11 protein-coding genes are annotated in these 13145 nt (G+C 69.2%); all 11 read right to left on the bottom strand.

From position 1 onward, the window contains the following. Positions 1-52 precede the first annotated feature (52 nt). On the bottom strand, positions 53-877 hold the full coding sequence (locus D1832_RS07590; RefSeq protein WP_415544796.1) for a type 1 glutamine amidotransferase: 825 nt from the start codon (positions 875-877) through the stop codon (positions 53-55). Further along, the gene (locus D1832_RS07585) at positions 874-2193 is read right to left on the bottom strand and encodes a Mur ligase family protein (protein WP_118913323.1); all 1320 of its coding nucleotides are present in this window, start codon (positions 2191-2193) and stop codon (positions 874-876) included. The genes D1832_RS07590 and D1832_RS07585 overlap by 4 nt, the downstream gene beginning before the upstream one ends. 9 nt (positions 2194-2202) lie before the next feature. Next, positions 2203-3054, bottom strand: coding sequence for a hypothetical protein (locus tag D1832_RS07580; RefSeq protein ID WP_118913322.1), 852 nt, complete (start codon positions 3052-3054; stop codon positions 2203-2205). Positions 3055-3062: 8 nt separating this feature from the next. After that, the gene (locus tag D1832_RS07575) at positions 3063-3968 is read right to left on the bottom strand and encodes a phosphatase PAP2 family protein (RefSeq protein WP_118913321.1); all 906 of its coding nucleotides are present in this window, start codon (positions 3966-3968) and stop codon (positions 3063-3065) included. A 10-nt stretch (positions 3969-3978) separates the two neighbouring features. Beyond that, the gene (gene guaA, locus D1832_RS07570; protein ID WP_047311794.1) at positions 3979-5556 is read right to left on the bottom strand and encodes a glutamine-hydrolyzing GMP synthase; all 1578 of its coding nucleotides are present in this window, start codon (positions 5554-5556) and stop codon (positions 3979-3981) included. Between the two features lie 49 nt (positions 5557-5605). Continuing rightward, on the bottom strand, positions 5606-5962 hold the full coding sequence (locus D1832_RS07565) for a DUF3817 domain-containing protein (protein ID WP_118913320.1): 357 nt from the start codon (positions 5960-5962) through the stop codon (positions 5606-5608). Continuing rightward, positions 5959-6810, bottom strand: a complete 852-nt coding sequence (locus D1832_RS07560; RefSeq protein WP_118913319.1) for an SURF1 family protein — start codon at positions 6808-6810, stop codon at positions 5959-5961. Before D1832_RS07560 ends, D1832_RS07565 begins: the two co-directional genes overlap by 4 nt. 30 nt (positions 6811-6840) lie before the next feature. Beyond that, positions 6841-8562: a GMC family oxidoreductase gene (locus D1832_RS07555; RefSeq protein ID WP_118913318.1), complete on the bottom strand. Its 1722-nt coding sequence runs from the start codon at positions 8560-8562 to the stop codon at positions 6841-6843. Further along, positions 8559-10133, bottom strand: a complete 1575-nt coding sequence (locus tag D1832_RS07550) for a succinic semialdehyde dehydrogenase (RefSeq protein ID WP_118913317.1) — start codon at positions 10131-10133, stop codon at positions 8559-8561. Before D1832_RS07550 ends, D1832_RS07555 begins: the two co-directional genes overlap by 4 nt. Before the next feature lie 138 nt (positions 10134-10271). Further along, positions 10272-11393 (bottom strand): GuaB3 family IMP dehydrogenase-related protein, encoded by a 1122-nt coding sequence (locus D1832_RS07545; RefSeq protein ID WP_118913316.1) that lies wholly within the window; start codon positions 11391-11393, stop codon positions 10272-10274. A 184-nt stretch (positions 11394-11577) separates the two neighbouring features. Next, the gene (gene guaB, locus D1832_RS07540) at positions 11578-13101 is read right to left on the bottom strand and encodes an IMP dehydrogenase (protein ID WP_118913315.1); all 1524 of its coding nucleotides are present in this window, start codon (positions 13099-13101) and stop codon (positions 11578-11580) included. Positions 13102-13145 lie beyond the last annotated feature (44 nt).

Here is a 13145-nt window from a genome sequence, read left to right as displayed (position 1 = left end):
ACCGCAACGTGTGCGGCGAGGGGGCTTCGTCCCTGAGATCAGCGAGTGCCGGTCAGCTCTTCGTGAGGCGGCGAACCTGACGCTCGCGGGCCTGGTCGGCGAACCGGTCGTCGATCTCACCCGGTTCGAACGGCTGGGCGAGCGCCTTCTCGACGGCGCGGGCGATGAGCCAGTCGGCGAGGTGCGGGTTGGCCGGCAGGATCGGGCCGTGCAGGTAGGAGCCGACGACGTTGTTCGTACGGGCTCCCTCGTGGCCGTCCTCGCCGTTGTTGCCGAAGCCGGAGCGTACGGAGCCGAACGCCTCCTGCCCCTCCCCCAGCACCGTCGAACCGGAGTGGTTCTCGTAGCCGACGACGTCACCGAACTCGGTGGAGAGCACGACGGGACCGATCATGCGCTTCTCGTTGCCGCGCGTCGTGACGTCGAGGATGCCGAGGCCCGGCAGCGTCTTGCCGTCAACCGTGATGAAGGCCTTGCCGAAGAGCTGGTACATGCCGCAGATCATGAGCATCGGCACGCCGTCCTCGGCGAGCTCCTTGAGCTCGGGGCCGATCTTCTCGAGGTCGGCCTCGACACGCACCTGCCCGGAGTCCTGGCCGCCGCCGCCGACGACGAGGTGCGCGTCGTCGGGGAAATCGTCGCCCGGGTTGTGGCTGATGACGTTCGGCTCGTACCCGTGCCAACGCAGGCGCGCCTCGAGGCAGCGCGTGTTGCCGAGGTCGCCGTAGATCGACATCTCACGCGGGTACAGGTGGACGACGGTGACGCGTCCCTTGCTCGGCCCGGTCGGGTCACCGAGCGTCGTCGGGACGACGTCCATGGCGGCGAGGTCGTCGTTGACGATGGGCTCGACGTTCGCGGGAGTGGGCTGGCTCATTCGGGGGCGTCCTCTCCGATGTCGGGCAGGTCGTAGCGCTCGGCGAGCGTGCGGCGTAGCGCCATCATCGCCGTGTAGGTGCAGAAGATGCGCTTCGGCTCGTTCGGGTGCTCGGCGAGGAACGTGTCGAGCGCGGACGTGAGTTCGGGCTCGACGTGACGCACCTCGACGCCGTCGTAGGCGAGGCGCAACGCCATGTCGTAGGCGCGCACGCCGGAGGTGAGTTCGACGCCGCGCTCACGCAGGGAGGCGAAGTTGACGTCGTACAGCCACGACACGTCACGCCCGTCGGCGTAGTTGTCGTTGATGGCCACCATGCTCGCCACCGGGCGTCCGCCGTACGTCGAGAGGGCCACGGTGAACCCGGCCGGGTTCTTCACGAGCACGAGCTCGAGTTCCTGACCGTCGACGTCGATGACCTCGCCGCGACCGAACGGCGGCTGCACCGCTTCGAGGGCGCTGACGGCGGTGGCCGGCAGGAAGTCGTCGCCGAGCAGCCGACGCGCCATCGACGTGGCCGCCGTGGCGTTGATCATGGCCGCGAGACCGTGCTGACGCACCTGCATCGGCCCGACGTTGGCGCTTCCGTCGGCGCGGTCGGCGAACGTGACGAGGAACTTGCGATCGTCGATCGGCAGAAGGAGTCCGTCACCGGAGCTCACGAGCGGCTGGACGAAGTCGTCGTCGCTGCGCACGTCCTGTTCCATGAGCTCACCGAGGCGCTCCGCGATCGTCTCGTCGACGCCGAAGTAGGAGACCTCGACGTTCGGCTTCAGCGTGCTCTCGATGCGCGCGACGAACGAGTCGTCACGGTTGAGCACGACGCCCTCGGTGGTCTGCTCGGCGAGCTGACGTAGGAGCTTCGCGGTGTAGTCGATCTCGGCGAAACGGTCGAGCTGGTCTCGTGCCACGTTGAGCAGCAGCGCGTGCGTCGGCTTGACCACCTTGGCGAAGTGCAGGGCGTGCGCCTCGTCGAGTTCGAGCACGGCGATGTCGGCGTCGATGGTGCCGCGCAGCGACACCTCACCGAGCACCGAGGAGATGACGCCGCGCGTGAAGTTCGAGCCCGTGGGGTTGGTGAACACCTTGAGGCCGTGCGCGCGAAGGAGCGCGACGAGCATCTTGGTCGTCGTGGTCTTGCCGTTCGTGCCGGTGACGACGACGACACCCTTCGGGAGGTCCGCGAGAGCCGTGGCGAGGAACTTCGGGTCGACCTTCTCGACGACGAGACCGGGCAGGGCGCTACCGCCACCGCGCAGTCTCGTTGCGACGCGAGCCGACTTCCCGGCGAGCACAGCTGCTGTAGTTCGAAGCACCCGCCCAGCCTAGTGGAGGCGACTGACAGGGCTTTCGTCGACGCGCGCGGCGAACCACACGAGCAGCCCCGCCGCGAGGGCGAGGCCCCATCGCACGGCCAAGCCGCCGACAAGGGCAGCGACGTTCTCGCCGACGAGCGCCGAACCCCACCCCTGGTAGAGCACGACGCAGCCGGCTGCGCCGCACAGAGCCGCCAGGAGCGCTTCGATCGCGGGGCTGTAGCCGAAGCCACCCCGAAACGTGTGCGCCCGGTTGCCCTCGGCCTCGCTGACGGCCGGGGCGATCGCGCCCGTCCTGGCGAAAGGACGAGCGACCGCCGTCACGGCCGTGACGAGGGCGAGGGACGCGAGCACGTCGCCCGGGCGGTGCCACTGCGCGACGACGATGCCGAGCGACCCGGCCGTCGCAACGGCACCGGCTGCGCACAGGACCGCGAGGTGATGCCGGGCGGGTGCGATCCAGATCCAGGCCACACAGGCGCCGAGCACGAGGGCCGCATGCCCGCTGGGGAGCGTCGCGGACTCCTGTCCGAGCACGGGCACGAGGAGACGCCCCAGCACCTGCGCCCCCACGCCGCTGACAACGAGGACGAACGCCCCTGCGAGTGCTCGGCGCCGCAGCGAGTGGCGCGTCAGTGCGACCGCGAGCGCCACGAGCATCAGTGCAACGAACGGTAGATAGGCACGCGTCACGAGGCCGGAGGCGGGCCAGATCAGACCGCCGTCAGGGCGATCGGCTTCACCGAGCCAGTGCGTGGTGGCCGCAGCCAGGCGCTTGCCGGACGCCGTGGCGCGCAGCGCGATGAGGGCCTCGAGAACGAGCAGGCTCCCCGCCAGGACGAGTGGCTCGATTCGCTTCACCGGGTCCCTCATCCGAGGTTGTCGTCTGCCGCAGCGCTCACCCATGCGACGACGAACGCCGCGAGCAACCCGGTGACTCCGAGGGCGACGATCGCCTCGGCCAGCTTGAGGTCGGCGTCGAGCGGCCGCACTCCGAGCCCGACGAAGATGAGCCCCGCCGTCATGCTCCCGACGACGCCTGCGGCAGGGCGCAACGCGTACTTCGCGTCGCGGGTGTGGCGCCGCAACTGGAGTTTGAGCACGAGACCGATCGCTCCGGCCGACCACAGGAGGCAGACGAGGAAGGCCGCCCAGACGTCGGCCGGGCGGTGCCAGTGCCCGACGATCGTTCCGGCGCCGACGAACGTGGCTCCGAAGGCGGCGAAGGGCACGAGCCACCGTCTGGCCCCGGACGGCGCGACGAGGATCGCCGCGAGGCTGAGGCTCATCGCAACGGTCGAGTGTCCGCTCGGCAGGGAGTTGTCCCACAGGTGCGGGCTCGTGGGCCAGTACGCCTTGAACAGTTGCGTCGTGACGTTCGCTCCCCCGACCACGAGGATCGCGGCCAGCGCGAGACCCGCTCGTTGCCGCGCGAGCGCGATGACGACGAAGGCGGCGAGCAGCGTCGCGACCGAGCCGATCGTGATGTAGGTGAGCGGATCGACGATGTGAACCCACGCCCGCGCGCTCGCACCTGTGCTCATCCGCCCACGCTCGTCCCACACCTGGGCGCGCGCAGTACGGGTGAAGACCCACAGGACGAGGACGAACGACGCCAGTGAGACGAACGCCATCGTCCGAACGGAGCAGACGAAGCGGCGGACGGGTTCGGTGAGGTCGCTGGGTTCACCGACCGGGGTCGCCCCGTGGCACGCCGACGGCGCGACCACGTGGGCCGCGCCGTCGGCGTCGGGAGCGGGCTGCTGCTCGCTCATCGGTGGGCGCTCACTCCCACTCGATGGTGCCCGGGGGCTTGCTCGTCACGTCGAGCACGACGCGGTTGACGTCGGAGACCTCGTTCGTGATGCGGTTCGAGATCGTGGCCAGGACGTCGTAGGGCAGGCGCGTCCAGTCGGCCGTCATGGCGTCCTCGCTGGAGACGGGGCGCAGCACGATGGGGTGGCCGTAGGTGCGGCCGTCGCCCTGCACACCGACCGAGCGCACGTCGGCCAGAAGGACGACGGGGCACTGCCAGATGTCGCGGTCGAGGCCCGCGGCCGTGAGCTCCTCGCGGGCAATCTTGTCGGCCGCGCGCAGGATCTCGAGACGCTCGGCCGTCACCTCGCCGATGATGCGGATGCCGAGGCCGGGGCCGGGGAACGGCTGGCGCCAGACGATGGAATCGGGCACGCCGAGTTCGAGGCCGACCTGGCGCACCTCGTCCTTGAAGAGGGCGCGCAGCGGTTCGACGAGCTTGAACTGCAGGTCGTCGGGCAGACCGCCGACGTTGTGGTGGCTCTTGATGTTGGCCGCGCCGGTGCCGCCGCCGGATTCGACGACGTCGGGGTAGAGCGTGCCCTGAACGAGGAACTCGACGGGGTGTTCGCTGTCCGATTCGGCACCGACGATGTCGCGCGCCGCCTGCTCGAAGACGCGGATGAACTCGCGGCCGATGATCTTGCGCTTCGTCTCGGGATCGGACTGGCCGGCCAGCGCCTCGAGGAAGCGCTCGGAGGCGTCGACGACGACGAGGTCGACACCGGTAGCGGCGACGAAGTCCTCCTTGACCTGCTCGGCCTCACCGGCGCGCAGCAGGCCGTGGTCAACGAAGACACACGTGAGCCGGTCGCCGATGGCCTTCTGCACCATGGCCGCGGCGACGGACGAGTCGACACCACCGGAGAGACCACAGATGGCGCGGCCCTCACCGATCTGCTCGCGCACCTGGGCGACGAGTTCCTCGGCCATGTTGGCGGGCGTCCACTCGGCCTTGAGGCCGGCGCCGTTGAGCAGGAAGTTGCGCAGCACTTCCTGGCCGTGCGTGGAGTGGAGCACCTCCGGGTGCCACTGCACGCCGAAGAGCTTGCGCTCGGCGTCCTCGAACGCGGCGACGGGGGCGCCGGGCGTGCGAGCGCACACCGTCATGCCCGTGGGGGCCTCGCTCACGCCGTCACCGTGCGACATCCACACGGCCTGCTCGGCGGGCTGACCGTCGAAGAGGATCGAGTCGGTGTGGGTGATCGTGGCCATCGTGTGACCGTACTCGCGGCCACCGGTGTGGGCGACGGTTCCGCCGAGGGCGTGCGCCATGGCCTGGAAGCCATAGCAGATACCGAAGACCGGCACGCCCGCTTCGAGCAGCGCCACGTCGAGCGACGGAGCACCGTCGGCGTAGACGGATGAGGGCCCGCCCGACAGCACGATGGCGGCGGGGTTCTTGGCCAGCATCTCCTCTGCGCTCATCGTGTGCGGCACGACCTCGGAATAGAGGGCGCACTCGCGCACGCGGCGCGCGATGAGTTGGGCGTACTGGGCGCCGAAATCGACGACGAGTACGGGGTGATCCTGCAGGTTGTCGCTCACGCGTTCATCCTATCCGTCGCCACCGACAGGCCTTCCGGCCGTCGGCCCGTCAGCGGCCCGCGAGGTCGGCCTCGACCTCGCGGCTCATCTTGCGCTCGACCCAGAACGACAGGAACGGCACGCACCCCGCGAGGATGACGAGGACCATCTTGCCGAGACCCCAGCGCATCTTGAACCCGAGGTTCGCCGTCGCCGCGACGTAGACGAGGAAGAGCAGGCCGTGCGGCTGCGGCCACCACGCGAGCGCGTCGTTGTGGAACCCGTAGTGCAGCACCATCTCGAGCACGAGCACGAGCAGGCCGATGCCGACGATGAACGCGGCGATCTTGAAGAACTTCAGGGCCGAGCGGGCCTGGTTCACGTCGATCATGGGCTTGCCCGCAGCAGCGGGCTTCTGGTCGGTCATCGGTCGTCCTCTCGCTCGCCCGTAGGGGGCGTCGTCACGTCGGAAGGGGAATCGTCTTCGCTGGGAGTTGTGTGATCCTGCTCGTTGTTCTCGTCAACACGGCTCTCGTCGGCGGCGATCTCGAGGTGGTGCTCGTCGCGCACGAGCTTGACCCACATGAAGACCGCGAAGACGGCGAACACCCACCACTGGATGGCATAGGCCGCGTTGCGCCACTCGATGTGGGTCGTGCGCGGCACGGGCGGTGGAATGTGCTCTGGGGTGGTTTCCCCCGGCTTCACCCGCGTCGCGGGCTGCTGGTCCGTGGAGAAGATGAAGGCGTTGTAGACGCGGCCGTCCCACTTGTTGAGCAGCAGACCCATGTCGATCGTGCCGATCTGGCCGGGCGGAAGAGCGTCCATCGTCGACACCGACTCACCGGGCGCCAGCGCGCCCTCGACGGTCACGGTGCCCGAGGGCGGTTTCGGGATGTTCGTCGTCTTGTCGACGAAGCCGCGCACGATGGGCAGCCGTGCTCCGGTGCTGTCGACGACGAGTGGGGTCATGACCCACCAGCCGTGCTTGCCCTCGAGCACGCGGCCCGCGACGAGCTCGGTCTTGCTCGTGTCGTAGCGGCCAGTGACGGTGATGGGCTGCAACGACGTCGAGTTGTCGAACGGCGTCTGCGGCTTGATCACCGCGTCGAGCGGCTCGCGCGTGCGCTGCGACGCCGCTTCGAGCACCTTCTGGTTGGCCTCGTTGTTGGCCGTCCCCCACTGCCACTTGCCGAGCCAGATGAACGCGGCAACGAGCACGAGCATGAGCGCGAACAGCCGCACGAAACGGGGTTTCATCGCGGTCTGGAGCACCCCACCAGGGTACGCGCCGACGCGCGGTGACTACGTCGCGGGTGTCCGTGCCACCGTCGGCATGCCGAGGGCTACGGGCTGGCCGGGCACCCGGTTCGGCTCGCGTTCGAGCCGGACGTACGCCTCGCCCTGAGCCGGACGCTCGTCGCGCTCGCCCTTGGCCGGCCACAGCGAGAAGGCACGCTCGGCCTGAGCCGTGATGGTGAGCGACGGGTTGACGCCGAGGTTCGCGGAGACGGCCGTACCGTCGACGATCGACATCGTGGGGTAGCCGTGCACGCGCTGGTAGGCGTCGATGACGCCGGTCTCCGGGCCGTCGCTGATCGGGGCGCCGCCGAGGAAGTGCGCCGTCATGGGCACGTCGAACAGTTCGTTCCACGTGCCACCCGCGATGGCCTCCTTGCCGCTGACCCGCTCGAGACGCTCGGCCATGCCGCGGATGGCCTTGTGGCCGCCCGGGATCCACGTCGGGTTCGGCTCACCGTGGCCCTGACGGGAGGTGAGCTTCCACCCGCGGCGCGTCTTCTTCGGGGAGACGATGAGCGAGTTGTCGACCGTCTGCATGACGAGCGCGATGATGGTGCGCTCGCTCCAGCCCTTGGGGACGACGGCCTTCGTGAGCATGACCGGGCGGCGCGCGAACTGCTTGACGAACTCGACGACGCGGTTGCCCACGTCACCGGGAATGAGCAGCGTGGAGAACAGGCCCATGGCGTTCGAGCCGCGCCCGTAGCGCACGTTCTCGACGTGGGTGGTTTCGTCGACGTGGAAGCTCGACGTGATGGCCACGCCGTGTGTGAGGTCGACGCCCTCGGGCAGCTGCGTGGCGGCGGCACCGCCGAGCTCCTCGGAGTTGGTGCGGGTGAGGTGACCAAGCGTGCGCGACAGGCGCGGAAGCTTGCCGTCGGCCTGCAGCGAGTGCAGGAGGCTCTGCGTGCCCCACGTGCCGGCTGCCATGACGACGTGCTGCGCCGTCACCGTGCGACGGTTCTTGCGCACCCAGGCGCCGGTGGCCTCCGTCGTGATGCGCCAGCCCTCATCACCGTTCGGGCCGAGCGGCTCGAGGTCGACGACGGTACGCATCGGCTCGATGCGCGCGCCGGAGCGTTCGGCGAGGGGCAGGTAGTTCTTCGCGAGGGTGTTCTTCGCACCGACGCGGCAGCCGACCATGCAGTTGCCGCACTCGGTGCACCCGGTGCGCTCCGGGCCCTCTCCCCCGAAGTACGGGTCGGCGACACGCTTTCCGGACTCCCCGAAGAACACGCCGACGGGCGTCTTGCGGAACGTCTCGCTCACGCCGAGGTCTGCGGCGACATCGCGCATGAGCTGCTCGACCGGCCCCTCGCACGGGTTGGACTCGACGACGCCGAGCATCTTCTTCGCCGTCTCGTAGTGCGGCATGAGTTCTGCGGACCAGTCGGTGATGTGCGACCACTGCTTGTCGGCGAAGAACGGCTGCGGCGGCACGTAGAGCGTGTTGGCGTAGTTGAGGCTCCCGCCGCCCACACCGGCCCCGGCGAGGATGACGGCGTCAGGGATCTTGTGGATGCGCTGCACGCCGTAGCACTTGAGCGCGGGCGCCCACAGGTAATTTCGCACGTCCCAGCTCGAGGTGGCGAAGTCGTCGTCCTCACGGCGCGGGCCCGCCTCGTAGACGAGGACGTCGTAGTTCTTCTCGGCCAATCGCAGGGCGGCGACGGAGCCGCCGAAACCGGAACCGATGACGACGACGTCGTGATCGAAGCCGCTCATGCGACGCCTCCTCGCTTCATGAGGCGCATACCGACCGTCATCACCTTGGCGAACTGCTTCTGCGACATGCCCTTCGGCACGCCGAAGCCCTGGACGTGCTGCACCGTGACGTTCTGGATGTCGGTGTACTTGCGGATGCCCTCAGCCCCGTGACGACGGCCGACGCCGGAGGACTTCATGCCGCCCATCGGCGCACCGTTGCTCGCGTACGCAGAGGCGTAGCCCTCGTTGACGTTGACGGTGCCGGACTGGATGCGGGCGGCGATGGCGCGGCCGCGCTTGACGTCCTTGGTCCAGACGGACGCGTTGAGGCCGTACTCACTGTCGTTGGCGAAGGCGACGGCCTCGTCGTCGTTCGCGACGCGGTAGACCGACACGAGCGGGCCGAAGGTCTCGTCGCGTCGGCAGCTCATGCCATCGACAACACCGTCGAGCACGGTGGGCTCGTAGACGAAGGGGCCGACGTCGGGGCGCGCCTTGCCGCCCGCGAGCACCGTGGCGCCCTTGGAGACGGCATCCGCGACGTGCTCCTCGACGCGCTCGAGCTGCTGGGCGGAGATGAGGCTGCCCATGTCGGCGCCCCAGCCCACCTCGGTGCTGAGCTTCATCGCCTTGACGCGGGCGAGGAACAGGCGGAGGAACTCGTCGGCGATGGCTTCGTGGAGCACGAGGCGCTCGATCGAGATGCACAGCTGGCCCGCGCTGGAGAACACGGCGCGCTGGGCACCCTCGGCGGCGCGCTTGAGGTCAGCGTCCTCGGCGACGTACATGGCGTTCTTGCCGCCGAGCTCGAGGGATGCACCGACAAGACGCTCACCGGCGTCGCGTGCGACCTGACGCCCGACGTTCGTCGAGCCCGTGTACATGACGTAGTCCGCGCGCTCGAGGACGGCGCCACCGACCGTGGGGCCGTCGCCCAGGACGACCTGGAGCAGCCCCTCCGGTAAACCGGCCTCGTCGATGAGCTCGACGATCTTGAGGCAGGTGAGAGAGGCCTTCTCGTCAGGACGAAGGACGACGGCGTTGCCGGCAGCAAGGGCGGGCAGGGCATCGGTGATCGTCATCGACAGCGGGTAGTTCCACGGCGCGACGACGCCGACGACGCCCTTGGGGCGGTAGCCCGTGCGGGCCTGCGTCAGCACCGGCATGGCGCCCGCACCCTTGCGCTCGGCGAGATAGCTCGGTGCCTTCTTCGCGTAGTGGCGGCACACACCGGCGGTGTCGAGAATCTCCTCGAAGGCCTGGATGCGGGCCTTGCCCGAGTCGAGCTGGATGAGGTCGAGCATCTCGCTCTGGTGCTCGAGCACGAGGTCGTGCAGGCGTTCCAGGAACTCCACGCGCTCCTTGACGGGCGTCGCGGCCCACGCGGGCTGAGCCGCACGCGCCGCCTCGAAGGAGCGCTCGACGTCGGCGACGCTCGACTCAGGCAGCGACGCGACAACCTCACCGGTGAGAGGCGTCGTGCGCTCACGCTGGGGCGCGTCGGCGGCAGCAGTGACGCGGTGGCTCATGCGCTTCGCCACGTCCTGCGCAACGCGGACGGCGGGCGAAGATGCGGTCTGAGAAGTCATGGATCCACCCTAGGACGGGCCACCGACAACGTCCTTACTTTGAAGTAAGTAAGTGGCCGTCGACCCAGGATGCGAGGCACCGCGGGCATGACGGAGGGGCTCGACCTGCCGGTCGAGCCCCTCCGTCGTGAGTGTGCCTCAGGAACGCTGGTACGGCGCGACGACGACCTCGACGCGCTGGAACTCCTTGAGGTCGGAGTAGCCGGTGGTGGCCATGGCGCGCTTGAGGGCACCGACGATGTTGGTGGTGCCGTCGGCGCCGCGGCCGGGGCCGTTGAGGATCTCCTCGAGGCTCGCCACTGTGCCCACCTCGACGCGCTCACCGCGCGGCAGCTGGCTGTGGTGCGCCTCGGGGCCCCAGTGGAATCCGCGACCAGGCGCCTCGGTCGCGCGAGCCAGCGCGGCGCCGAGCATCACGGCGTCCGCACCGCAGGCGACGGCCTTGACGATGTCACCGGAGGTGCCGACGCCGCCGTCGGCGATGACGTGGACGTAGCGGCCACCGGACTCGTCGAGGTAGTCGCGACGGGCTGCGGCGACGTCGGAGAGGGCCGTGGCCATGGGCGTGTGGATGCCGAGCGTGCGACGCGTGGTGTGGGCCGCGCCGCCGCCGAAACCGACGAGCACGCCGGCCGCACCGGTGCGCATGAGGTGCAGCGCTGCGGTGTACGTGCCCGCACCACCGACGATGACGGGAACGTCGAGTTCGTAGATGAAGCGCTTGAGGTTGAGCGGCTCGGCGTCGCCGGAGACGTGCTCGGCGGAGACCGTGGTGCCGCGGATGACGAAGACGTCGACGCCGGCCTCGACGACGGTGCGCCAGTGCTCCTGGGTGCGCTGCGGCGTGAGGGCGCCGGCGACGGTGACGCCGGCGTCACGGATCTCCTTGAGGCGGTCGCGGATGAGCTCGGGCTTGATCGGCTCGTCGTAGATCTCGCGCATGCGGGCGACGGCTTCGGCCGGGTCGACCGTGGCGATGGAGGCGAGTTGCGTCTCCGGGTCCTCGTAGCGCGTCCACAGGCCCTCGAGGTCGAGCACGGGCAGACCGCCGAGGCGGCCGAACTCGATGGCGGTGGCGGGCGACATCACGGAGTCCATCGGCGCTGCCATGACGGGCAGGTCGAAGTGGTAGGCGTCGATCTGCCACGACGTCGACACCTCGCGGGGGTCACGCGTGCGGCGCGACGGCACGACGGCGATGTCGTCGAGTGAATACGCGCGACGGCCGCGCTTGCCCTTGCCGATCTCGATCTCAGTCACCCACCCAGCGTACCTGCGGGCGCCCGCTTCCCCACAAGCGCGGAATGTCGCGCAAGTGGGGACCAACCGCGCACGTCTCTTCCCATTCGTGCGAGATCTCGCGCATGTGGGTATGCCCGCCTCAACACACGAGCGCTCACCTTCGTCGTGAAGGTGAGGCGCTCGAAAGTGGGCCGAGGCGTCGTCAGCGGATCGAGTAGTTCGGCGCTTCGACGATGCCCTGGACGTCGTGGGGGTGCGACTCCTTGAGGCCGGCCGCGGTGATGCGGACGAACTGGCCGCGCTCCTGCAGCTCGGGGATCGTGGAGCCACCGACGTAGAACATCGACTGGTGAAGGCCGCCGACGAGTTGACGCACCGCGTTGCTCACCGGGCCCTTGTACGACACGCGACCCTCGATGCCCTCGGGCACGAGCTGGTCGTCGCTGATGACGTCGGCCTGGAAGTAGCGGTCCTTGGAGTACGACTTCTTGCCGCGCGAGCTCATCGCACCGAGCGAGCCCATGCCGCGGTAGGCCTTGAACTGCTTGCCGTTGATGAGCACGACCTCGCCCGGCGACTCCTCCGTCCCGGCGAGCAGCGAGCCGACCATGACGCACGACGCACCGGCGACGAGGGCCTTCGCGATGTCACCGGAGTACTGCAAGCCACCGTCGCCGATGACCGGCACGCCGGCGGGGCCGCAGGCCTGGGCGGCCTCGTGGATCGCGGTGACCTGCGGAACGCCGACACCCGCGACGATGCGCGTCGTGCAGATCGAGCCCGGCCCGACGCCCACCTTGACGGCGTCGACACCGGCGTCGACGAGCGCCTGGGCGCCCGCGCGGGTGGCGACGTTGCCGCCAATGATCTGGACGTTCTTCGTGGCCGGGTCGGCCTTGAGCTTGCGGATCATGTCGAGCAGGAGGCGTGCGTGGCCGTGCGCCGTGTCGACGACGAGCACGTCGACGCCGGCGTCGATGAGCGTCGTGGCACGCTCCCACGCCTCACCGAAGTACCCGACGGCGGCACCGACCATGAGGCGGCCGTCGGCGTCCTTCGAGGCGTTGGGGAACTGCTCGGACTTCACGAAGTCCTTGACCGTGATGAGCGCGGCGAGGCGGCCGTCGCGATCGACGAGCGGCAGACGCTCGCGCTTGTGCTGACGCAGCAGCGCGGTGGCGTCCTCGTTCGAGATGTCGACGGGCGCGGTGATGAGCTGCGTCGTCATGACGTCGCGCACCTTCGTTCCGGCCCACTCGGCGACGGGCGTGAAGCGCAGGTCGCGGTTGGTGATGATGCCGATGAGCTTGTTGTCGCCCTCGACGACCGGCAGACCGGAGACGCGGTACTCGCCGCAGATGGCGTCGAGCTCTTCGAGCGTGGCGTCGGGGCCGATCGTCACGGGGTTGGTGATACGGCCCGTCTGAGTGCGCTTGACGAGGTCGACCTGGTAGGCCTGATCCTCGATCGACAGGTTGCGGTGCAGCACGCCCATGCCGCCCTCGCGGGCCATGGCGATGGCCATGCGCGCTTCGGTGACGGTGTCCATCGCTGCAGAGACGAGAGGGATGTTGAGCTTGATCTCGCGCGTCAACTGCGCGGTGGTGTCGACCTCCGAGGGGATGACATCGGTCTCCCCGGGAAGGAGAAGGACGTCGTCGTAGGTGAGGCCGAGCGTCGCGAATTTCGGGGGAATCTCAGTGCCGTTGTCAGAGCCGAAAGCCATTCATCGATTCTAGGTCACGCGCACGCGCGCCCAGCGCCGCGCGC

This window comes from Dermacoccus abyssi, assembly GCF_003515945.1.
Taxonomy (GTDB): domain Bacteria; phylum Actinomycetota; class Actinomycetes; order Actinomycetales; family Dermatophilaceae; genus Dermacoccus; species Dermacoccus abyssi.
Note: the sequence above shows the minus strand (reverse complement) of the source record. Positions and strands in the feature narration are given on the sequence as shown.

Coding starts and splice junctions, on each gene's coding strand:
- D1832_RS07555 (WP_118913318.1), bottom strand. CDS start 8,562: ATGAGCGGCTTCGATCACGACGTCGTCGTCATCGGTTCCGGTTTCGGC.
- D1832_RS07550 (WP_118913317.1), bottom strand. CDS start 10,133: ATGACTTCTCAGACCGCATCTTCGCCCGCCGTCCGCGTTGCGCAGGAC.
- guaB (WP_118913315.1), bottom strand. CDS start 13,101: ATGGCTTTCGGCTCTGACAACGGCACTGAGATTCCCCCGAAATTCGCG.
- D1832_RS07590 (WP_415544796.1), bottom strand. CDS start 877: ATGAGCCAGCCCACTCCCGCGAACGTCGAGCCCATCGTCAACGACGAC.
- D1832_RS07565 (WP_118913320.1), bottom strand. CDS start 5,962: ATGACCGACCAGAAGCCCGCTGCTGCGGGCAAGCCCATGATCGACGTG.
- D1832_RS07575 (WP_118913321.1), bottom strand. CDS start 3,968: ATGAGCGAGCAGCAGCCCGCTCCCGACGCCGACGGCGCGGCCCACGTG.